Here is a 20,945-nt window from a genome sequence, read left to right on the forward strand (position 1 = left end):
CGTAGCGTGCCGCCGGTGGAGACCCCGCTGCGCACCTGGGCCGGCAACCTCACGTACCGCGCCGCGCGGGTGCACCGGCCGCGCACCGTGGCCGAGGTGCAGGAGGTCGTCGCCGGCAGCGAGCGGGTCAAGGCGCTGGGTTCCCGGCACTGCTTCAACGACATCGCCGACACGACCGCCGACCTCGTGGTCCTCGACGACCTGGAGACCGGGGTCGAGGTCGCCCGGGCCGACGACGACGGCGGCGGCGTGCTGTGGGTGCCGGCCGGGATGCGCTACAGCGAGCTGGTGCGCGAGCTGGCCGGGTCCGGGCGGGCGCTGCACAACCTGGCGTCGCTGCCGCACATCACCGTCGCCGGCGCCACCGCCACCGGCACCCACGGCTCGGGCAACCGCAACGGCTCGCTCGCCACGTCGGTCGCGGGGCTGGAGCTGGTGCGCTCCGACGGCGAGGCCGTCGTCCTCGGCGAGGACGACGCCGACCTGCCCGGCGCGGTCGTGCACCTCGGCGCGCTCGGCGTCGTCACCCGGGTCGCGCTGCGGTTCCAGCCGACCTTCGACGTCGCCAACACCGTGTACGTCGACATGACCTGGGACCGGCTGTTCGCCGACCTCGACGCCGTCGCCGACGCCGCCTACAGCGTCAGCGTCTTCACCGACTGGCACCGGGTCACCTCGGTGTGGGTCAAGTCCCGGCCGGAGGACCCCGCCGCACCCGAGGACTTCTTCGGCGCCCGCGCGGCCACCGAGCCGACGCACATGCTCCCGGCCACCCCGGTCGAGAACCTCACCCAGCAGCTCGGCGTCCCCGGCGAGTGGCACGAGCGGCTGCCGCACTTCCGCGCCGAGTTCACCCCGAGCAAGGGCGACGAGCTGCAGAGCGAGTGGTTCGTCCCCCGCCGGCACGGCCGCGCCGCCGTCGAGGCGCTGCGCGGGCTCGCCGACCGGGTCGCGCCGCTGCTCCAGGTCAGCGAGATCCGCACCGTCGCCGGCGACGAGCTGTGGCTGAGCCCGGCGTCCGGCGGCGACGTCATGGCGCTGCACTTCACCTGGGTGCCCGACCAGCCCGCCGTCACCGCGGTGCTGCCGGCGATCGAGGCCGCGCTGCGCCCGTTCGGCGCCCGCCCGCACTGGGGCAAGCTGTTCACCACGGAGGCCGCGGAACTGGCCGGGCTCTACCCGCGGATGGCCGACTTCCGGGCGCTGGTGCGCCGGTACGACCCGCGCGGCGCGTTCCGCAACGACTACCTGGACCGGACGGTCGCCGCGTTCGGCTGACCGCTCAGCCCAGCTCGCGCAGCCGGCCGGCGAGGAACTCCCGCTCGACGGCGTTCCCGGTCAGCAGCAGCGCCTCGGTGTACGCCTCGCGGGCCTCGGCGACCCGGCCGAGCCGCCGCAGCAGGTCCGCGCGGGCGGCGGGCAGGTAGCCGTAGCCGGCCAGCTGCGGCTCGGCGGCGAGCTCGTCGAGGGCGGCCAGCCCCGCCGCGGGCCCGGAGGCGAACCCGACGGCGACCGCGCGGTTGAGCGCCACCACCGGCGAGGGCCACACCGCGGTGAGGACGCCGTAGAGCGCGACGATCTCCGCCCAGTCGGTGTCGGCCCACGACGGCGACTCGGCGTGCACCGCGGCGATCGCCGCCTGCAGCGCGTACCGCGACGGCGGCCGGGCACGCAGCCCCTCGCGGGCCAGCGCGACGCCCTCGGCGATGGCGGCCCGGTCCCAGCGCGTGCGGTCCTGCTCCTCGAGCAGCAGCAGCCGGCCGTCGGCGCCGGTGCGCGTCTCGCGGCGGGCGTCGGTGAGCAGCAGCAGCGCGAGCAGCCCGGCGACCGCCGGGTCGCCCGGCAGCAGCCGGCGCAGCATCCGGGCCAGCCCGACCGCGCGCTCCACCAGGTCCCGGCGCACCAGGTCCTCCCCGGCCGGGGTGGTGTGGCCGGTGGTGAACAGCAGGTGCACCACCGACAGGACGGCGTCGACCCGCTCGGGCAGCTCCGCGGCCGGCGGCACCCGGTACGGGATGCGCGCGACGGCGATCTTCTTCTTGGCGCGGGTGATCCGCGCGGCCATGGTCGCCGTCGGGACGAGGAAGGCGCGCGCGACCTCGGCGGTGCTCAGCCCGCACACCAGGCGCAGGGTGAGCGCCACCTGCGCCGGGCGGTCGAGCGCCGGGTGGCAGCAGGTGACCACCAGCCGCAGCCGGTCGTCGGGGTAGCCGTGCGCCTCGTCGACCACGGCGGGCGCGATCCCGCCGTCGACACGGTCCTCCTCGACCAGCAGCGGCAGGTACCGGCGCTCGACGCCGTGGTGCCGCAGCACGTTGAGCGCCCGCCGCCGCGCCGTCGTGGTCAGCCAGGCGCCGGGCCGGGCGGGGACGCCGTGCGCGGCCCAGTCGGTCAGCGCCGCGGCGAAGGCGTCCTGGACGCACTCCTCGGCGAGGTCGAGGTCGCGGGTGACGCGCACCGTCGCGGCGAGCACGAAGGCCCACTCGCGACGGTGCGCATCGGCGACCGCGGCCGCGACGGCGGGGCCGAGGGGACCGGCGGTCGGGGAGGACACCGGTCAGTCGAAGGTCATCACCGGGCGGACCTCGACGCCGCCGAAGCGGGCCGGCACCGTCTTCGCGACGGCCAGCGCGGTGTCGAGGTCGGGGGCGTCGATGAGGTAGTAGCCGCCGAGGGCCTCCTTGGTCTCGGCGAACGGGCCGTCGGTGACCTCGCCGCCGCGCACGCTGGTCGCCGTCGTCGTCGGCTCCAGCGCCTCGCCGCCGAGCAGCTTCGCGCCGTGCCGCTCCACGCCCGCGGAGAAGGTGTCGTGCTCGGCCATGATCTCGCCGTAGACGTCGGGGGTCGCGGTGGCGTACTGCGCCTCGTCCTCGTAGATCAGGACCAGGTACTTCGTCATGGTGTCCTCCGGGCTCCGGGGGCCCGCCTGCCGGGCCCTCCACCTCTACGACACGCAGCACCGCACCAGATCGACAGCCCCCGCGGAAGGACTTCCCGCCGCTCCGTCTCCGGCATGATCTGACAACCGGACGGCCGGGTTCCGCGGATGTTCTGACGGTGCGCGACGAGGCGGGGACTCCGTAACGTCACTGTCAGCAGTCAGGGCGTACCCGTCCGTCACGCACGGGTCGCGCCACCTCCGAGACCCCGAGGAGCTCCCCGTGCCGTCCTCCCGCCTCAGCCTGATCACCGAGTCCTCCGCGCAGCCCGACGCCCTCGCCGGCTCGGCCTGGAGCGTCCTGTCCGGCGGCGACGCCGGCTGGCGGCTGGACGCGCTGTGCGCCGAGACCGACCCCGAGGCCTTCTTCCCGGAGAAGGGCGGCTCGACCCGCGAGGCCAAGCGCGTGTGCGCCGGCTGCGACGTCCGCACCGAGTGCCTGGAGTACGCGCTGGCCAACGACGAGCGCTTCGGCATCTGGGGCGGGCTGTCCGAGCGCGAGCGCCGGCGGGTGCGCCTGGCCCGCCGCAGCATGCCGCTCAGCGCCTGACGGCCTGAGCGGGGCGGCGCCGGACCCGCGGGTTACGGTCCGACGCCGGACTGCCGCCCGATGAAGGAGCCGCCGTGGCCGAGGTCGTGCTGTTCCACCACGCGCTGGGGCTGACGCCCGGCGTCACCGCGTTCGCCGACGACCTGCGCGCGGCCGGGCACACGGTGCACACCCCCGACCTGTTCGCGGGCCGCACGTTCGGCTCGGTCGAGGACGGGGTCGCCCACGCGCGGGAGGTCGGCCTCGGCGAGGTGGCGGACCGCGGCGCCCGCGCCGTGGCGGACCTCCCGGCGGACCTGGTCTACGCGGGCATGTCGCTCGGCGTGCTCCCGGCGCAGCAGTTGGCGCAGACCCGGCCCGGCGCCCGCGGCGCGGTGCTCCTCCACTCGTGCCTCCCGGCGGAGGAGTTCGGCTCCTGGCCGGCCGGCGTCCCGGTGCAGGTGCACGGCATGGACGCCGACCCGCTGTTCGTCGACGAGGGCGACCTCGCGGCGGCCCGGGCGCTCGCGGAGCGGACCGACGACGCCGAGGTGTTCCTCTACCCCGGCGACCAGCACTGCTTCGCCGACCGCACGCTGCCCTCCCACGACCCGGAGGCGGCCGCGCTGCTCACCCGCCGGGTGCTCGACCTGCTGGCGCGCGCGTGAGCTCGCCGGAGGTGGCCGCCGCCCGGGTGCAGGCGGTCCTCGACATCCCGCTGCACCGGCACCTGGGCATGCAGCTGCGCGACCCCGCCGACCCGACCGCCGGCATCTGGTTCCCCGTCGGCGCCGCCGCGCAGAACCAGGCGGCGCTGCTGCACGGCGGCGTCGTCTACACCTTCCTCGACGTCGCGGCCTTCCTGTCGCTGCTGCCCTCCCTGGGCGACGGCGAGCACGCGGTCACCCACGACCTCACCGCGTCGCTGCTGCGGCCGGTGCGCGCCGGCGCGCGGGTCGACGTCACCGGCTCGGTGCTGCGCCGCGGCCGCGCGGTGGCGTTCCTGCGCTCCGAGGCGACGGTGGACGGCGCCCTCGTCGCCTCGGCGCAGGTCACCAAGACGATCGTCCCGGCGGGCTGAGGGGGCTCACCCCAGCGAGGTCACCACAGCGACATCGAGCGGCGGAAGATGCCGGCGACGTCCTCGGCGGTGACCTCCCGGGGGCAGGTGGCCAGCAGCCGCTGCTGCTTCATCGTGCCCTCGACCAGGTCGTCGACGTCGCCCTCGTCGAAGCCGACCGCGGCGATGCCGTTGGGGATGTCGATGTCGCGCATCAGGTCGGTGAGCACGGTGGGCAGGAACTCGGCCGCGTCGTCGGGCTGCCCGGCGTTGGGGGCGAGCAGCTGCGCGGCCCGGACGTGCCGCTCGGGCGCGGCCTCGAAGGTGAACCGGAAGGCCTCCGGCGCGGTCAGCGCCACCGACATCCCGTGCGGCACCATCGGCTCGCCGGCCGGGTAGTCCTTGGGGTGGAAGTCCTTCACCTGCCCCGCGATCGGATAGGCGTTGGCGTGCGGGACGTGCACCCCGGCGTTGCCGAAGCCCATCCCGGCGAAGGTGGCGGCCATCGCCATGTCCCCCCGCGCCTGCGTGTCGTCGCCGTGCCGCACCGCCCGCCGGAAGGAGCCGGCCAGCAGCGACAGCGCCTTCTCCGACCACATGTCCGAGATCGGGTTGGACCCGCAGTAGGGCACCCGCTGCTCGGGGGCCTTGCGGTCGTAGGTCGTGTACCAGCGCGCGGTGTAGCTCTCCAGCGCGTGGCACAGGATGTCCATCCCGGCCGCGGCGGTGACCCCGGGCGGCTGGGTGACGGTGAGGTCGGGGTCGATGACGGCGAGGGTGGGCCGCAGCCGCGCGTGGCTGATGCCGGTCTTCACCCGCTGCGCCAGCACGTCCATCACGCAGATCGTCGTGCTCTCCGACCCGGTGCCGGTCGTCGTCGGGACGGCGACCAGCGGCTTGAGCTGCTCGGTCGGCGCCTGCCCCTTCCCCACCGGCACGTTGACGTAGTCCAGCAGCTCGCCGGGGTTGGTGGTGAGCAGGTTGATCGCCTTGGCGGTGTCGATGCTCGACCCGCCGCCGACGGCGACGAACGCGTCCCACGGCCCGGACGCGCGGGCCGCCTCGATCGCCTCGGTCAGGCTGACGTCGGTCGGCTCGACGTGCACGCCGTCGTAGACCCGCGCCTCGATGCCGAAGCGGCCCATCTGGTCGGCGACCCGCTGCGGCAGGCCGGTGGCCGACACGCCGGCGTCGGTGACCACCAGGACCCGCCGCACGCCGAAGCGGCTGAGGTCGTACCCGATCTCCTCCGAGGCCCCGCTGCCGAACTTCAGCTGCGGCGCCCCGTAGGTGAACACGGACTCGGCGGTCATGTCGGCCTCCTCGGCTCGGGTGGATCCGGTTGCACGGATCGTTGCACCCTCCTTGTGGCGGGGACCACAGCGCGGCAGGGTCGGGTGCCCCCACCAACCTTCCCCCTGGAGGTCAGCCGTGACCGCAGAACCCGAGACCACCGCCGTCCCCGCCCTCGACGACCTGCTCGCCGACTCCCCCACCAACTGGGGCAAGTGGGGCGACGACGACGAGGTCGGCGCCCTCAACTACCTCGGCCCCGAGCAGGTGCTGGCCGCCGTGGGGCTGGTCCGGCAGGGCAAGGTGTTCACGCTGCAGCGGCTGATCGGCGACCCGAAGGGCGACCCGGTGTGGCCCGGTCGCTCCCCCGCCGAGCGCACCCAGATCCTCGACGAGTCGACCTGGGACTCCGACGACGCGCCGCAGTACCCCGGCGGCCTGCACTACGCCGACGACAAGATCAACGCCTTCCTGCAGGGCTCCACGCAGTACGACGGCCTCGGCCACGTCTGGTACGGCGGCAAGATCTGGAACGGCTACGACGCCCGCACCACCGTCGGCGGGCTGGACAAGGCCAGCGTCGAGCCGATCGCCCAGCGCGGCGTCGTCGGCCGCGGCGTGCTGCTGGACATGGCCCGCTTCCGCGGCAAGCCCACGCTCGACAAGGGCGAGACGTTCACCCACGAGGACCTCCTGGCCTGCGCGGAGGAGCAGGGCGTGGAGATCCGGAAGCGGGACATCCTGATCATCCGGACCAACTTCCTGCAGCTGTTCTTCGAGCAGGGCGACGCCTTCTACGACGGCTTCAACGAGCCCGGCCTGGTCTACAGCCCGGAGCTGGTGCAGTGGTTCCAGGACATGGAGATCCCCAACCTGGTCACCGACACCATCGCCAACGAGGTCACCACCGACCCCAACAACGGCGTCGCGCTGGTGCTGCACAACGCACTCATGCGCAACCTCGGCGTCACCCTCACCGAGATCGCCGACCTCGAGGCGCTGGCCGCCGACTCCGCCGAGGACGGGCAGTACGAGGGCCTCTACGTCGCCGCGCCGCTCAAGGTGCACAAGGGCAGCGGCTCGCCGGTCAACCCCGTCGTCCTCAAGTGAGGCCCTCGTGAGCGTCTACGACGACCGCCCCTGGCTGGCCCTCTACGGCGACCAGCCGCCGGACTACGACATCGAGTTCGGCGACGCCCTGTCGATGTTCCGCGCCGGCGTGCAGCGCGACCCCGACGGCGACGCGCTGCGCTACTTCGACGGCACCGTCGTCCGCCGCGACCTCGACGCGGTGACCGACGCGATGGCCGCCGGGCTGCTGGAGTCGGGCTTCCGGCCGGGGGACCGCCTGGCGGTCTACCTGCAGAACGTGCCGCAGTTCGTCATGGCCATGGTCGCCACCTGGAAGGCCGGCGGCGTCATGGTGTCGATCAACCCGATGAGCCGGGCGCGGGAGCTGTCCTACCTGCTGGCCGACTCCGGCGCGACGGTGCTGCTGTGCCTGGACACCCTCTACGACGAGGTCGCCCGCGACGTCGTCCCGGGCACCGACGTCCGCCTGGTGCTCACCACCAGCGGGCTGGACCTGCAGACCCGCGACGACGAGCGGCTGTTCGCCGGCGTCACCCGGCAGCGGCACGAGGGCACCACCGACCTGCTCGAGTTCGTCGAGCGGTACCGCGGGCAGACCCCGCCGCCGGTGGAGCTCGGCCCCGACGACGTCGCGTTCCTGACCTACACGTCGGGGACGACGGGCGTGCCCAAGGGCGCGATGAACACCCACCGCAACGTCGTGTTCACCGCGCAGGTCTACCGGGACTGGGTGCACGCCGGGCGGGACGGCGCGATCTTCGGCATCGCCCCGCTGTTCCACATCACCGGCCTGATCGGCCACGTGGCGGTGAGCATGCTGGTGCCCGCGCCGCTGGTGCTGGCCTACCGGTTCGAGCCGCAGGTGGTGCTCGACGCGTTCCTCGAGCACCGGCCGGCGTTCACCATCGGCGCGATCACCGCGTTCAGCGCGCTGCTCAACGCCCCGGGGTTCTCCAAGGAGCACTTCGACTCGTTCACGTCGATCTACTCCGGCGGGGCGGCGATCTCCCCGGCCGCCGAGCGCGGGTTCTTCGAGGCCACCGGCAAGCAGGTGCACAACGCCTACGGCCTCACCGAGACGACGTCGCCGATGACGGTGACGCCGTTCGGGTCGCCGTCGCCGGTGGACCCGACCTCGGGCGCGCTGTCGGTCGGCGTGCCGGCGCCGAACACCGTCGTCCGCATCCAGGGCGACGACGGGCAGGACCTGCCGCTCGGCGAGGTCGGCGAGATCGTGGCCGAGGGCCCGCAGGTGGTGGCCGGCTACTGGGGCAAGCCCGAGGAGACCGCGGCCAACCTGCCCGGCGGGGCGCTCAAGAGCGGCGACGTCGGGTTCATGGACCCGCAGGGCTGGGTGTTCATCGTCGACCGCAAGAAGGACATGATCAACGCGTCGGGCTACAAGGTGTGGCCGCGCGAGGTCGAGGACGTCCTGGCCGAGCACCCCGCCGTCCGCGAGTCCGCCGTCGTCGGGGTGCCCGACGAGAAGCGCGGCGAGACGGTCAAGGCGTTCGTCAGCCTCCGGCCGGGGGCCAGCACCACCCCGGAGGAGCTGATCGCGCACTGCAGGGAGCGGATGGCCGCCTACAAGTACCCGCGCAGCGTGGTCGTGCTCGACGAGCTGCCGAAGACGGTCACCGGCAAGATCCTCCGCCGCGAGCTGCGGGGGACGTGATCCCGGCCGGGTCCCCGCTCCCCGAGGGGCGGGGACCCGGTCACCGCACCGGCGCGCCCGGCCGGTGCGCCCACGTGGGACGGGCGGCCCGGATCCCGGCCGCGCCGGTGCCCACGACCGCGACCAGCAGGGCCACCCAGGCCCACAGCCACGGGTCGTCGGCCTCGACGTCCCGGCGGTACCAGAACACCACCACGAGCTCGAGCGCGCCGAACACGGTGTAGGTGACCGCCGCGACGCCCAGCCGGTCCAGGTCCCGCTCCCGGACCGACAGGGCCGCGGCGAACCCGAGGGCGAGCAGCCAGGCGCCGATCACCTGCGAGCTCAGCGGCGTGATCTCCCACGGCCAGAACGACGCGACGGTCTCCACGTGGTGGTGCACGGTGAGCCCGCCGGCGAACAGGACCCCGCCCGCCGCGGCCAGCAGCACCCCCTCGACGAGCAGCAGCCCGGTCAGCCGGGCCGGCATCGGCAGCCGCACGGGCGGGGGCCGGCCCCGGCGGACCTCCTGCCCGAGGACCACCGCCAGGCACAGCGCCGGGACGACGAGGTAGACGCCCAGCCAGATCCAGGCCGCCGCCCGGGCGACCGGCCCGCCGGTGAGCAGGTGCAGCCGGTGGGTGTGGATCAGCGTCGCGGCGCAGGTGAGGACGGTGAACAGGGTGACCGTGAGCACCGGGACCCGGATCCGGCTCCACCGGTCCTCCCGGAGGGAGAGCACCGACAGCACCGCGCCGGCGGTGTAGGCGGCGCCGAGGAACGCGGCGGTCGCCTCGGTGCGGATGGACCAGGCCCAGAAGCGGTCGGCGACGTCGGCGAGCAGGAGCAGTTCGGAGACGGCGAGCAGGGTGAGCCCCAGGAAGGCCGTCAGCAGCCACCGGGTGCCGGGGCGGACCTCCTCGGCGGGGTCCGTCGTCCGCGGTGCGACGGGTTCCATCCGCTGCCGCCTGTCGATCGGGCTCGCGCACACACCGGCACCGTGCCTGCACCGGCGTCCCAGGCTGACGCGTCGCCGCCGCCGGGACAAGGGCCCCGGGGCACGACCGGGCCGGTCAGCGCACGTTCTCCGTCCACACGTCCCAGCCCAGCCGGACGACGAGCGCGGTGACCACGACGAGGAACACGGCCCGGATGAAGCCGGTGCCGCGGGAGGTCGCCGTCCGGGAGCCGACGTAGCCGCCGAGCGTGTTGGCCGCGCCCAGGCACAGGCCCAGACCCCAGACCACCGACCCGTGCGGCACGAAGAACGCCAGCGCGCCCACGTTGGTCGCGACGTTGACGATCTTGGCCTTGGCACTGGCGTTGAGGAAGTCGTAGCCCAGCAGGGACACCAGGGCGAACACGAGGAACGAGCCGGTGCCGGGGCCGAGGACGCCGTCGTAGAACCCGATCACCGCCCCGACGGCGAGCGCGGTGCCGTGGTGGCGGCGGCCGGTGTGCCGCAGCGCCGTCACCTCGCCCAGCGCCGGGCGGAACGCGGTGAACAGGGCGATGCCGACCAGCGCCACGACGATCACCGGCTTGAACACCGCGGCCGGCAGCAGCGCCGCCACCGACGCCCCGCAGAACGAGCCGACCAGGGCGACCGCGGCCATGGGCAGCGCCGTCCGCAGGTCCGGGTGCACCCGCCGCTGGTAGGTGACGGCGCTGGTGGTGGTGCCGAACACCGACGCCAGCTTGTTGGTGGCCAGCGCCTGCACCGGGGCCAGGCCCGGCACCAGCAGCAGCGCGGGCAGCTGGATCAGCCCGCCGCCGCCGACGACGGCGTCCACCCAGCCGGCGGCCAGCGCCGCGACGAGCACGAGGGCGAGCAGGGAGGGCGTCAGGCCCTCCGGGAGGAGCAGGTCAGTCACGCGCGGGTCCCGATGCGGTCACGGACAGCCAGCCTCCCCGACGCCGGGGCGGACGCCGGCGCCAGGTCCGGGGAGCCGCGTTGCGGCCGGTGCCGTCCGGCGGTGCGATCAGGCATGGCGCACACCCGGGACGAGGAGCCACCCGGCCGTGTGGCGGCGACCGACGCCCACTCGCCGCACCGGCTCACCGCCCGCGACTGGCGCCGGGTGCTGCGCCGCGTCGCGCGGCACGTGCTGAGCGACCGGCTCATGGTGCAGGCGTCGGCGGTGGCGTTCTTCGCGCTGCTGTCGGTCGCTCCGGTGCTGGTCACGGCGGTGTCCGTGTACGGCGTCGTCAACAGCCCCGAGGACGCGCTGCACCAGCTGTCCGGGGTGGCGGGGATGCTGCCGGAGGACCTGCGGTCGCTGGTCGTCGACCAGCTGACCACGATCACCACCGCCTCCACGCACGTGAACACCTGGCGCGGGCTCGGCGGCCTGGCCGCGGCGCTGTGGACGGCGACGACCGCGATGACCTACCTCATCGACGGGCTGACCCTCGCCTACCACGAGACCGAGACGCGGGGCTTCCTCCGCCGCAGCGCGCTGGCCCTCGTCCTCGTGCTCGGCGGTGCGGTCCTGCTCGGCGGGATCATCGCCGGCGCCGGCGAGGTCTCGAGTGCGCTCGCCGGGGCACCGGGCGCCGTCCGGGACGTCGCCCCCGTGCTGACGTGGGTGCTCGCCGCGGTGCTGATGAGCGCGGTGCTCGCCGTCCTCTACCGCTTCGGTCCCGACCGCGCGCAGGCCCGGTGGCGGTGGATCACCCCCGGGGCGGTGCTGACCACCGGGCTGTGGCTGGCGACGACGATCGGCTTCTTCAGCTACGTCCGGAGCCTGGGCGACTACTCCGCGACGTACGGGTCGCTCGCCGGCGTCGCCATCAGCATGTTCTGGCTGTGGACGACGGTCTTCCTCGTGATCGTCGGCGCGGTCGTGAACGCCGAGACCGAGCGGCAGACCGCCCGGGACTCGACCGTGGGCCCCGAGCGGCCGCGCGGCGAGCGCGGCGCGGTGGTCGCCGACAGCGCGCCGCCCTACCCGGGCGAGCGCTGAGGGCGGTCAGAGGTAGCTGAGGGCGGTCAGAGGTAGTTGACGTGCACGTGGTCGTAGTGGTTGGCCGTCGTGCCGCCGCGGTCCTCCATCGTCTGCCACGACCCGTTCGGCGAGGACAGCATCCGCTGCTCCCAGATCAGGTAGTCGACGCCGAGCTCGTCCCAGTGCGCGCGGTGGTAGGCGACGATCGCGTCGCCGAGGGCGGCGTCGCTCATGACCATGTAGTCCAGCGCCTTGCCGGAGGGGTGGCCGCCCGGGTCGGCCGCGCTGGCGCGGGTGCCGCCGAGGGTGATGGAGTCCGCCCCCGGCACGTTGCTGACCACGGCGTTCGCGGCGGCCTGCACCTGCGACTCGACGGGACCGGCGCTGTTGGTGATCCGGGCGACGACCGAGACGGCGGTGGTGCCCGCGGTCTCCGCGGGGCCGGCCTCCTCGTCCGCGGCCGCGGTGGTCCCGGCGGCCGCGGTGGTCCCGGCGGCCGCGGTGGTCCCGGCGGCCGCGGTGGTCTCCGTGGCCTCGGCGGCCTCGGCAGCGGCGGCGGCCTCCGCGGCAGCGGCGGCCTCGGCGGCGGCGGCGGCCTCCGCGGCGGCGCGGGCGGCGGCCTCGGCCTCGGCCCGCTGCCGGTCGACGATGGCCTGGTCGGCGGCGGCCTGCGACTGCTGCGCCGCGGTCTCGGCGGCCTCCCGCGAGCTGCGGGTGGCGGCGAGGTCCTCGAGCGGCGCCAGGTCCGGCGGGGTCGTGGCGGTCACCGGGCCGGACTGCGCCGACAGCCCCAGCGCCTCGGCGACGGCGACCGACTCGCTCGCCGTCCCGGCCTCGGCGGTGGCGGCCGGCTGCGGGCCGACCAGGACGTTGACCAGGACCGCGCCGGCGGCGGCGACGCCCAGGTACAGACCCGGACGGCGGTGCGCGGCCAGCGGACGGCGGCGGCTGGAACGGTTCACGGCCGCACCGGGGCGGCCGGGGGTGGTGCTCGAGGGCATGGGTGCAGGTCTCCCGTCAGCCGCCTACCGAGTTAGCTGACGGGTTCGGGCGGGAAGCGGCCCTACCCGCCCGGATGCACGGTTCCGGTGCGGGATTCACCCCAGTACTGCGGTGGGTCCCCGGCTCGCCCAGGGGGCGACTCGGCGGCGACCGCCCGGGTCCCCTGGCGGGGACGGGGCCGGACGGCCTCGGCCACGGTAACGGCCGTTATGCGTCCGTGACAAACCGCGGCCGTGTTCCGTGGCGGGGACCACGTCCCGGTCAGGGGCGGGTGAGCAGCCGCCCGGCGACGCGCAGCGGAAGGCGCAGCCACCACCCGGTCACCCGCCAGGGCAGGGCCGCGGCGGCCCGGACGCCGCGCGCGCCGAGGGCGGCGAGGTCGGCCCACTCGGCCGGCCGCGGCGCCGGGGCGGCCGGCGCGGCGGCGGGGGGCGGCCCGGCGGGGGGCGGCTCCTCGTCCTGCTCCGGCTCCTCGTCCTGCTCCGGCGTCCCGCCGGTCGCCGCGTCCGCCGGCAGCGCTGCCGACGGCACGGGCTCCCCCGGCTCCTCCTCGGGCACGAGGACGTCGAACGCGGTCCGGCGGCGCGGGGCGCGCAGCGAGTCGAACGACGGGATCGCCGGGGACGGCGGCGCGTCGTCCTCGTCGGGCAGCGGCCACAGGCCCACCGCCACCGGCTCGGGGACGACGGCGCGGACGGCGGCCACCATCGCCGGCCCCAGCCCGGGGACGGCGGCCAGCTCGCGGCGGGTCAGCGCGGACAGCTCCTCGACGGTGGTGACGCCGGCGCGGGTCAGCGCGCCCACCGCCCGCGCGGGCAGGCCCAGCTCCCGGACGCTCCCCCTCGGCACGCCCCGCGACCTCGTCGACATGGCGTCGGACCCTAGCCCTGGATTCACCCCGAGGCGCCCGCCGGGGAGCCGTCCCGGGCCGGCTCCGCGGGACCGGCCGGGGCGGTGCCGGCGTCCGGGGCCGGGGAGGTCGCCGGCGCCTCGCCCGTCGACGTCGTCCCCGCGTCGGGGGCCGGGGGCTCCTCCGTGGTGGGCGGGGCGGTGTCCCCGGGTGTCCCGGTCGCCGGCGCAGTGGGCTCCGGCGTCGTGCCGCCCGACGGCTGGGTCCCGGTCGCCTCCGGGGTGCCCTCCGGCGTCGCGCCCGCGGAACCGGTGCCCTCCGCGGTGCCGGCCTCGGGAGTCGTGGACCCGGGCGTGGTGCTCTCCGGGGTCGTGGCCTCCGGGGCGGGAGTCCCCGGGGTCCCGGCCTCCGGGCCCGTGGCCTCCGGGGTGGTCGCCTCTGGGGTCGTGGCCTCCGGGGTCGTCGCCTCCGGCGTCGTGGCCCCGGGGGTGCCGCCGTCCGCGGCGGGCGCCTCGGGCGTCGCGGCGGGGGGCTCCGGCGCGGCCTCGCCGGGCGAGCCGGGACCGGCACCGCCGGCGGGCGTGCCGGGCCCGGGCACCGCGGTGTCGGGGGCGACGGCGACGAACACCTGCACCCGGTCCCCGGCGGCGAGCTCCACGTCCACCGGGTCCAGCCGGACGACGGTGCCCGGAGCCGCGTCCGCGGTCTGCTCGCTGCGCTGCCCGACGGTGAGGCCGAGGGCGGTCAGGTCGTCGGCGACCTCGGCCACCGGGCGGCCGACGTAGTCCGGGGCCCGCAGCACGATCCCGGCCTGCTGCGTCTCGGCCGCGTCGGCCACCGGCGCGTCGCCGGCGCGGGTCACGGTGAACAGCACGCCGCCGGCGACGAGCAGGACCAGGAGCAGCGGCAGCAGGACCAGTCCCCGGCGACGCCGGTGCGGCTCCGGCCCGACGACGGGCGCGGCGGGTGCCGGCTCGGGCACGGGGGCGGGGGCCGCCACCGGGCGGGTGGGCGGCACCGGGGTGGCCTGGTGGTCGAGCGTCTCCTCGACGGCGGACAGGAAGGCGGCGCCGTCGGGCAGGCGGGCGCCGGGGTCCTTGGTGAGCGCGGCGCCGATGAGCTCCCGGACGTCGGGCGGCAGGTCCTCGGGCAGGGGCTCGGGCTGCTCGCGGACCTGCTTGAGCGCGACGGTGACCGGGTTGGTGCCGGTGAAGGCGGCGTGGCCGGTCAGCGACTCGTAGCCGACCAGGCCGAGGGCGTAGACGTCGCTGGCCGGGCTGACCCGCTCCCCGGCGGCCTGCTCCGGGGACATGTACTGCGCGGTGCCGATGACCTGGCCGGTCTGCGTGAGCGGCACGCACTCGGCCGACCAGGCGATGCCGAAGTCGGTGAGCTTCACCCGACCGTCGGGCCGGACGAGGATGTTCGAGGGCTTCACGTCGCGGTGCACCACGCCGTGGCGGTGCGCCTCGGCGAGGCCGGCCGCGGCCTGGCGCAGCACGGACAGCGCGGCGTCGGTGTCCAGCGGCCCCTCGGTGTGGATGAGGGTCGACAGCGGCGCGCCCTCGACCAGCTCCATCACCAGGTAGGCCAGGTGCTCGCCGGTGGCGTCGTCGGTGCCCTCGCCGTAGTCCAGGACGGTGGCGATGTTCGGGTGGGTGAGCGCGGCCGCGTGCCGGGCCTCGTTGCGGAAGCGCGCGAGGAAGGTCGGGTCGTCGGCGTACTCGCTGCGCAGCACCTTGACCGCGACCGGCCGGGCCAGCAGGTGGTCCCGGCCCCGCCACACCTGGCCCATGCCGCCGGTGGCGATGAGTCCCTGCAGCTCGTAGCGGTCCCCCAGGGTCCGGCTCCCCTGCTCCACCGTGGTCACTGCGCGACTCCGTCCCGTCCGCTCGGCGGGTGCGCCCGCCTCCTCCGGCCCCCACCAGGAGCCCGTGCGACCGCTCCCCGCCGGGCGGCCGACCCCGGGTCGGTGCCCGTCCGGAGGCCCCGTCAACCACCGGGCCGCCCACCGGCGGCTCCCCCGGTCGCGTGCCGGTGCTCGCGCGACCGGCCCCCGGTCGGCCAGGATCCGGGCGATCCGCGGCGACGGGGCCGCGGCCGTTCCGGAGGTCGCCCGTGGACTCGGCCCTCAGCGCCGTCGCCCTGCCCGCCGCCCTGGCCGTGATCATGTTCGGGCTGGGGCTGTCGCTCACCGTCGACGACTTCGTCCGGGTCACCCGCCGGCCGCGCGCCGCCGTCGTGGCCCTGGGCCTGCAGCTGCTGGTGCTGCCGGCGCTGTGCCTCGGCCTCGTGGTCGCCGCCGGGCTGGAGCCCGTGCTCGCGGTGGGGATGGTGCTGCTGGCCGCCTCGCCCGGCGGGACGACGGCGAACCTGTTCAGCCACCTGTTCCGCGGTGACGTCGCGCTCAACGTCTCGCTGACGGCGGTCAACTCGCTGCTCGCCGTCGTCACGCTGCCGCTGGTGACAAACCTCGCCGTGACCGTCTTCGACCCGCCCGGTGCCGGGTCGATCGGCCTGCAGTTCGGCAAGACCGTGCAGGTGTTCGCGATCGTGCTGGTGCCGGTGGCGCTCGGCATGCTCGTGCGGCGGGCGGCGCCGGCGTTCGCCGAGCGGATGGACCGGCCGGTGCGGGTGCTGTCCGCGGTCGTGCTCGCGCTGGTGATCGCCGGGACCGTCGTCGCCGAGCGGGAGAACGTGGCCGGGTACCTGCGGGAGGTCGGGCTGGTCGCGCTCGCCTTCTGCGCGCTGAGCCTGCTGGCCGGGTTCGCCGTGCCGCGCGCGCTGGGCGTCGGCCACCGGCAGGCGGTCGCCTGCGCCTTCGAGATCGGCGTGCACAACAGCACGCTGGCGATCACGGTGGCGATCAGCGTCCTCGGCAGCGTGGAGCTGGCCGTCCCCGCGGCGGTCTACGGCGTGCTGATGTTCCCGGTGGCCGCGCTGGCCGGCTGGGCGATGACCCGGTCCTCCCGGTCGGGGGCGCCGGAGCGCGTCGCGTCCTGACCCGCCCGCCGGCGCACCAGGGCTGGGACGACCTCCGCACCGGCGGTGCCGGCCGCGGCCCAGCCGAGGACGACCAGCCAGGCCAGCGGGTCCAGCGGGGTGCAGCCGAAGAACCGGCTGAGCCCCGGGGTCTGCACGACCGCGGCCAGGGCCGCCAGCGACCCGGCGGCGGTCGCCAGCACCAGCGGGCTGCGCCGACCGGCCCAGGCGGTCTGCCCGAGCTGGGTGGCGATCAGCGCGGCGAGCCCCATCGTGCTGGCCCGCCGGCGCAGGCCGGTGACGCGGCCGGTGGCCCACGCGCCGGTCGCGCCGGCGGTGGTGGCCAGCCCGCGGACGGCGACCAGGCGGCGCACCGCGTCGGCGAAGCCGCGGTACGGTCCGGCGAGCAGCACCGGCGCGAGCGGGTGCCCGGCCAGCGGCCCGCCGTCCGCGGCCGGGGCGGCCGCCCGCGGCCGGGCGACGGCGACGGCGAGCGCCGGGAACATGTCGGTGAGCAGGTTGACCAGCAGCAGCTGCCGGGTGCCCAGCGGCGCCCGGCCGCCCAGCGCGGAGCCGAGCACGGTGAACGCGACCTCGCCGGCGTTGCCCCCGACGAGGATGGCGACGGCGTCCCGGACGCGGGACCACAGCGCGCGGCCCTCGGCGACGGCGTCGACCAGCCGGGTCAGGTCCCGGTCGGTGATCACCAGGTCGGCGGCGCTGCGGGCGGCGGGCGACTCGGCGCCGGCGACGCCGACCCCGACGTCGGCCAGCCGGATCGCGGCGGCGTCGTTGATGCCGTCGCCGGTCATGGCCAGCGTGGCGCCGGCGCGGCGCAGCGCGCCCACGAGCAGCACCTTCTGCTCCGGCGTCAGCCGGGCGAACACCGCTGCCTCGCGCACCAGCGCGGTCCGCTCGGACTCCGACGCCCGCGCCAGCTGCGCGCCGGTGACCACCCGGCCGGCGTCGGGGACCCCGGCCTCGGCGGCGATCGCGGCGGCGGTCTCCGGGTGGTCGCCGGTGGCCACGAGCACCCGGACGCCCGCCGCGGCCAGCTGCTCGACCGCCGCGGCCGACGAGCCGCGCACCGTGTCGGCCAGGCCCACCAGGCCGCGCAGGGTCAGCCCGGTCGCCGCCGCCTCGAGGTCGTCGGGGCGGCCGTCGACCGCGCGGTCGGCGACGGCGAGCACCCGCAGCCCGTCGCAGGCCAGCTCCCGCACCCGGTCCGCGGCGTCACCCGGGTCGGTGCACAGCCGCAGCACGACCTCCGGCGCACCCTTGACCACCAGCCGGCCCGAGCGCAGCGCCGCCGAGAAGCCGCGCCCGGTGGCGAAGGGCACCGAGGCCTCCGGCTCGCCGTCGCCGGCGACACCGCGGTCGGTGGCGGCGGCGTCGACGGCGCGGTCGGTCTCGTGCGCGTCGGTGTCGCCGGCGCCGATCCCGGCCGCGGCCAGGCGCAGCAGGCCGTCCTCGCCGTCGCCCCCGCCGCCCGTGCCGTCCCCGAGGGGCAGCAGCCGGGCGACCCGCAGCCGGTTCTCGGTGAGCGTGCCGGTCTTGTCGAAGCAGACGGTGTCCACCCGGCCGAGCGCCTCCAGCACCCGGGCGCTGCGCACCACCACCCCGTCCCGCGACAGCCGCCGGGCCGCCGCATGCTGGGCGACGGTCGCGACCAGCGGCAGCCCCTCGGGGACGGCCGCGACGGCGACCGCGACCCCGGAGCTGACCGCCTCGCGCAGCGGCCGCCGCCACAGCACGCCGAGCGCGGCCACGGTCCCCCCGCCGGCCAGCGTCAGCGGCAGCACCGAGCGGGTGAGCTCGGCCAGCCGGGCCTGGACGCCGGCCGGCGGCGCCCCGCGCCCGGCCGCCCGCGCCGCCCGGCCCGCCTGGGTGGCCGGCCCGACGGCGACGACGACCGCGCGGCCGGTGCCGGCGACGACGGTCGTGCCGTCGAAGAGCATGCAGCGCCGGTCGGGCACCTCGGCCCCCGGCGTCGCCGCCACCGACTTGGCCACCGCGAGCGACTCGCCGGTCAGGCTGGACTCGTCGGCCTCGAGGTCCTCGGCGGCCAGCAGCCGCGCGTCGGCGGTCACCACGTCGCCGGACCCGACGAGGACCACGTCGCCCACCCGCAGCGCGCTCGCCGGCACCTCCTGCGCGCCGCCGTCGGTCTCGCGGCGGACGGGAGCGTCCTGCTGCAGCAGCAGCGAGGCCAGCGCCGTCTCCGCGCGCATCCGCTGCGCCGCGCCGAGCAGCGCGTTGCCGACCGTCACCCCGCCGACCAGGAACGCGTCCGCGGTCTCGCCGAGCACCGCGGTGGCGCCGGCGCCGGCACCCAGGACCGGGGTGAGCGGGTCGGAGAGCTCCGCGGCGACGGTGCGGCCGAACCGGACCGGCACCCGGACCGCGGCCGTGCCGGTCCCCCGCTGCCAGGCGCGGGTCAGCGGGCCGGGCGGGGCGTCCTCGTCCCGGGGCAGGTCCGCCAGCCGGCGCAGGACGTCGTCGGGGTCGAGGGCGTGCCACGGCGTGTGCACCGACGGGGGCGGCGGGGGGCGGCGGGCGGCGCGGACCGCCGTCACGGTGCCGTCGAGCATCGTCCACAGTGCCGCGGTCTTGCCCGGGGTCGTCGCGCGCCGCTGCCCGCCGCGGGCCGAGCCGACGGCGGCCAGCAGCCCGCCCAGCACGTTGCCGGTGACCGCGCTCTGCACCGACCGGCGGGCCAGCCGCCGCGCGTCGGTCACGGCCCGCACCACCCGGCAGGCGTCGGCCAGGCCGGCCCCGGTCACCAGGTCCGCCGCCCAGGCGGGCGCCCGGTCCGGCCGCACGGGGGCCACCGCGACGTCGGCGGCCAGCAGCGCGGCCGCGTCGCCGGAGGAGACCAGCAGCACCCCGTGCCCGTCGGCCTGCAGCCGGCGGACGACGGCGACCGGCGGCTCGTCCGCGGGCGCGACCTCCCCGGCGACGCCGGCGATCTCCCGGGTGCCGGCGTGCGGGGTGAGCACCAGGCGCGCGCCGGTGCCGGCGGCGGTGGTCAGCAGCGCCTCGGCGTGCGGGTCGAGCTCGGGGGCGACCAGCACGGAGCCCACCCGCCGGCGCCCGGCGTACAGCGTCCGCAGCGCGGCCCCCGGCGCGTCCGGCGCCTCCCGCGGCGGGCCGAGCCGGGTGCCGTCCGCGCCGCCGCCGTCGCCCAGCAGCCGCGCCGCGGCCGTCCAGACGGCGGCGGGGTCCCACCCGTCGGCCTCGGCGGTGGCCTCCAGGACGGCCGGCGGGCCGGTGCACAGGGTCGCCCCGTCGACCACCACGCAGTCCACGCGGTCGAGCCGGCGGTAGGCCGTGCCGTCCAGGGGCAGCACGCCGGCGCGGCACAGCAGCCAGTCCAGGGTGGCGGCGAAGGACTCGCGTCCGGCCAGCGCGGCCTTGGGCGTGAGCGCCTTGACCAGGTCGGCGGCGCGGCCGGGGCGGCCGGTCAGGGCGAGGACGGCCAGCACGGCGCCGGTCGTCGTCGGGCCCATCCGGCCCTGGTAGCGGTCGACGACGCCGGGCGGGAGCGGCACCGGCCGCTCCCCGGCGCGGGCCGCCGGGGCCGCGTCCTCCGGCTCGGCCCCGTCCGGCTCGGGCCGGCACAGCTGCTCCTCCCGGCGGCGCCACACCTGCCGCCGGGCGCGGACCTCGAGCACCTGCTGGGCGGAGGCGGCCGCGTTGAGCGCGGGGATGACCGGGCTCTGGGTGGCCGAGTGCAGCACGGCGGAGAGCCCCTCGAGGACCAGCCGGGTGCCGTACCGGCCGATCCGCCGGGCGAGCAGCTCGGTCATCCAGTCCTGGGTGTCGATGAGCGTGACCGCGAGCGTGGCGTGCCGCGACAGGGCGGGGACGGGCAGCGCCCGGGCGGTGAGCGCGGTGAGCACGCCGAGCGCGTCCACCGCCAGCGCGGTCGCCGTGGCCAGCAGCGGCTCGAGGTCGGCGGGGTGGTCGGCCGCCTCGCGCAGGACGTCCCGCCGGTCGCCGGCGTCCTGGAGCGTGCGCACGGTGCCGAGGACGTCGTCCACGCCCACCCGCCGCGTGTCGACGGCGACCAGTGCCCGGCCGAGGACCTCGTTGACCGTGGCCCACTGCACGCCGTCGAGCCGCTCGAGGCGCGCGCGCAGCGTGCGGCCGGCGTCGGGCGGCGCGCCGGGGGCGCACTCGGGCAGCTCGACCTGCAGCAGGCCGGCGTCGGCCCACACCCGCGGCGTCTGCCGCCCGCCGTCGGGCTCGAACATGCCGGCGGCGACCCGCGCGAGCTCCCGCAGCCGGCCGGTGGGCAGCGGGTCGGCGCCGGTGAGCAGCGTGCCCGCGGCCCGGACGCCGGAGACGGCGGCCTGGGTGAGGTCGACCGGGCGGCCGGCGATCCGGCTGGTCAGGCCCTCCGCCGTGCGCACCGCGGCGCGGGTGGAGACGCCGAGCAGGCCGGCGGTGAGCACGGCCGGCGCGGCGGCGACCTGCGCGCCGGTCACCGCGAGTCGCGCCGTGGAGGCCAGGGCGCGCCGGGCGGTGGCGGCGCGGTGGAGGACGCGCATCGGCGGGCTCCCCCCTGCACGACACCTGCTGTCCACCCATCGTC

Annotated in this window: 17 protein-coding genes and 1 riboswitch; of the genes, 8 read left to right on the forward strand and 9 right to left on the reverse strand. The window is 76.8% G+C overall.

The genetic code is table 11. From position 1 onward, the window contains the following. Positions 1-15: 15 nt before the first annotated feature. Positions 16-1,278 carry a D-arabinono-1,4-lactone oxidase gene (locus ACI8AR_RS06730; protein WP_457050301.1) on the forward strand — a complete coding sequence of 421 codons (1,263 nt, stop codon included), beginning with the start codon at positions 16-18 and terminating at the stop codon, positions 1,276-1,278. Between the two features lie 4 nt (positions 1,279-1,282). Here ACI8AR_RS06730 and ACI8AR_RS06735 read toward each other — a convergent pair whose 3' ends face one another. Next, complete coding sequence (locus ACI8AR_RS06735; protein ID WP_457050302.1) at positions 1,283-2,554, reverse strand: RNA polymerase sigma factor; 1,272 nt, start codon at positions 2,552-2,554, stop codon at positions 1,283-1,285. Positions 2,555-2,557: 3 nt separating this feature from the next. Further along, positions 2,558-2,899, reverse strand: coding sequence for a YciI family protein (locus ACI8AR_RS06740; protein ID WP_457050303.1), 342 nt, complete (start codon positions 2,897-2,899; stop codon positions 2,558-2,560). Positions 2,900-3,161: 262 nt separating this feature from the next. Here ACI8AR_RS06740 and ACI8AR_RS06745 point away from each other — a divergent pair, with 262 nt between their 5' ends. The 3 genes from ACI8AR_RS06745 to ACI8AR_RS06755 all read left to right on the forward strand — a co-directional run bounded on the left by ACI8AR_RS06745 (position 3,162) and on the right by ACI8AR_RS06755 (position 4,548). Beyond that, positions 3,162-3,488 carry a WhiB family transcriptional regulator gene (locus ACI8AR_RS06745; RefSeq protein WP_457050304.1) on the forward strand — a complete coding sequence of 109 codons (327 nt, stop codon included), beginning with the start codon at positions 3,162-3,164 and terminating at the stop codon, positions 3,486-3,488. Positions 3,489-3,562: 74 nt separating this feature from the next. Beyond that, positions 3,563-4,135: a dienelactone hydrolase family protein gene (locus tag ACI8AR_RS06750; protein WP_457050305.1), complete on the forward strand. Its 573-nt coding sequence runs from the start codon at positions 3,563-3,565 to the stop codon at positions 4,133-4,135. Continuing rightward, the gene (locus ACI8AR_RS06755) at positions 4,132-4,548 is read left to right on the forward strand and encodes a PaaI family thioesterase (RefSeq protein ID WP_457050306.1); all 417 of its coding nucleotides are present in this window, start codon (positions 4,132-4,134) and stop codon (positions 4,546-4,548) included. The genes ACI8AR_RS06750 and ACI8AR_RS06755 overlap by 4 nt, the downstream gene beginning before the upstream one ends. A gap of 20 nt (positions 4,549-4,568) precedes the next feature. Here the strand turns inward: ACI8AR_RS06755 and ACI8AR_RS06760 are convergent, their stop codons facing one another. Next, positions 4,569-5,840, reverse strand: a complete 1,272-nt coding sequence (locus ACI8AR_RS06760; RefSeq protein ID WP_457050307.1) for a hydroxyacid-oxoacid transhydrogenase — start codon at positions 5,838-5,840, stop codon at positions 4,569-4,571. A 118-nt stretch (positions 5,841-5,958) separates the two neighbouring features. On the opposite strand from ACI8AR_RS06760, the gene ACI8AR_RS06765 reads away from it, so the two are divergent. Next, positions 5,959-6,930: a cyclase family protein gene (locus ACI8AR_RS06765; protein ID WP_456936364.1), complete on the forward strand. Its 972-nt coding sequence runs from the start codon at positions 5,959-5,961 to the stop codon at positions 6,928-6,930. A gap of 7 nt (positions 6,931-6,937) precedes the next feature. Beyond that, on the forward strand, positions 6,938-8,587 hold the full coding sequence (locus ACI8AR_RS06770; protein ID WP_457050308.1) for an AMP-binding protein: 1,650 nt from the start codon (positions 6,938-6,940) through the stop codon (positions 8,585-8,587). A 40-nt stretch (positions 8,588-8,627) separates the two neighbouring features. Here the strand turns inward: ACI8AR_RS06770 and ACI8AR_RS06775 are convergent, their stop codons facing one another. Beyond that, positions 8,628-9,524 (reverse strand): hypothetical protein, encoded by an 897-nt coding sequence (locus ACI8AR_RS06775; RefSeq protein WP_457050309.1) that lies wholly within the window; start codon positions 9,522-9,524, stop codon positions 8,628-8,630. Between the two features lie 115 nt (positions 9,525-9,639). Next, positions 9,640-10,440, reverse strand: coding sequence for a sulfite exporter TauE/SafE family protein (locus tag ACI8AR_RS06780; RefSeq protein ID WP_457050310.1), 801 nt, complete (start codon positions 10,438-10,440; stop codon positions 9,640-9,642). Positions 10,441-10,590: 150 nt separating this feature from the next. Here ACI8AR_RS06780 and ACI8AR_RS06785 point away from each other — a divergent pair, with 150 nt between their 5' ends. Further along, on the forward strand, positions 10,591-11,532 hold the full coding sequence (locus tag ACI8AR_RS06785) for a YihY/virulence factor BrkB family protein (RefSeq protein WP_457050311.1): 942 nt from the start codon (positions 10,591-10,593) through the stop codon (positions 11,530-11,532). A gap of 26 nt (positions 11,533-11,558) precedes the next feature. Here the strand turns inward: ACI8AR_RS06785 and ACI8AR_RS06790 are convergent, their stop codons facing one another. The 3 genes from ACI8AR_RS06790 to ACI8AR_RS06800 all read right to left on the reverse strand — a co-directional run bounded on the left by ACI8AR_RS06790 (position 11,559) and on the right by ACI8AR_RS06800 (position 15,236). Further along, positions 11,559-12,476, reverse strand: coding sequence for a hypothetical protein (locus tag ACI8AR_RS06790; RefSeq protein ID WP_457050312.1), 918 nt, complete (start codon positions 12,474-12,476; stop codon positions 11,559-11,561). A gap of 45 nt (positions 12,477-12,521) precedes the next feature. After that, positions 12,522-12,672, reverse strand: a riboswitch (cyclic di-AMP (ydaO/yuaA leader). A gap of 105 nt (positions 12,673-12,777) precedes the next feature. After that, positions 12,778-13,365, reverse strand: a complete 588-nt coding sequence (locus ACI8AR_RS06795) for a DNA-directed RNA polymerase subunit alpha C-terminal domain-containing protein (RefSeq protein ID WP_457050313.1) — start codon at positions 13,363-13,365, stop codon at positions 12,778-12,780. 44 nt (positions 13,366-13,409) lie between these two features. Further along, complete coding sequence (locus ACI8AR_RS06800) at positions 13,410-15,236, reverse strand: protein kinase domain-containing protein (protein ID WP_457050314.1); 1,827 nt, start codon at positions 15,234-15,236, stop codon at positions 13,410-13,412. Between the two features lie 248 nt (positions 15,237-15,484). Here ACI8AR_RS06800 and ACI8AR_RS06805 point away from each other — a divergent pair, with 248 nt between their 5' ends. Further along, positions 15,485-16,369, forward strand: a complete 885-nt coding sequence (locus ACI8AR_RS06805) for a bile acid:sodium symporter family protein (protein ID WP_457050315.1) — start codon at positions 15,485-15,487, stop codon at positions 16,367-16,369. Here ACI8AR_RS06805 and ACI8AR_RS06810 read toward each other — a convergent pair. Continuing rightward, complete coding sequence (locus ACI8AR_RS06810) at positions 16,276-20,901, reverse strand: HAD-IC family P-type ATPase (RefSeq protein ID WP_457050316.1); 4,626 nt, start codon at positions 20,899-20,901, stop codon at positions 16,276-16,278. The genes ACI8AR_RS06805 and ACI8AR_RS06810 overlap by 94 nt on opposite strands. Positions 20,902-20,945: the final 44 nt, after the last annotated feature.

It is taken from the genome of Geodermatophilus sp. SYSU D01036 (assembly GCF_054050435.1).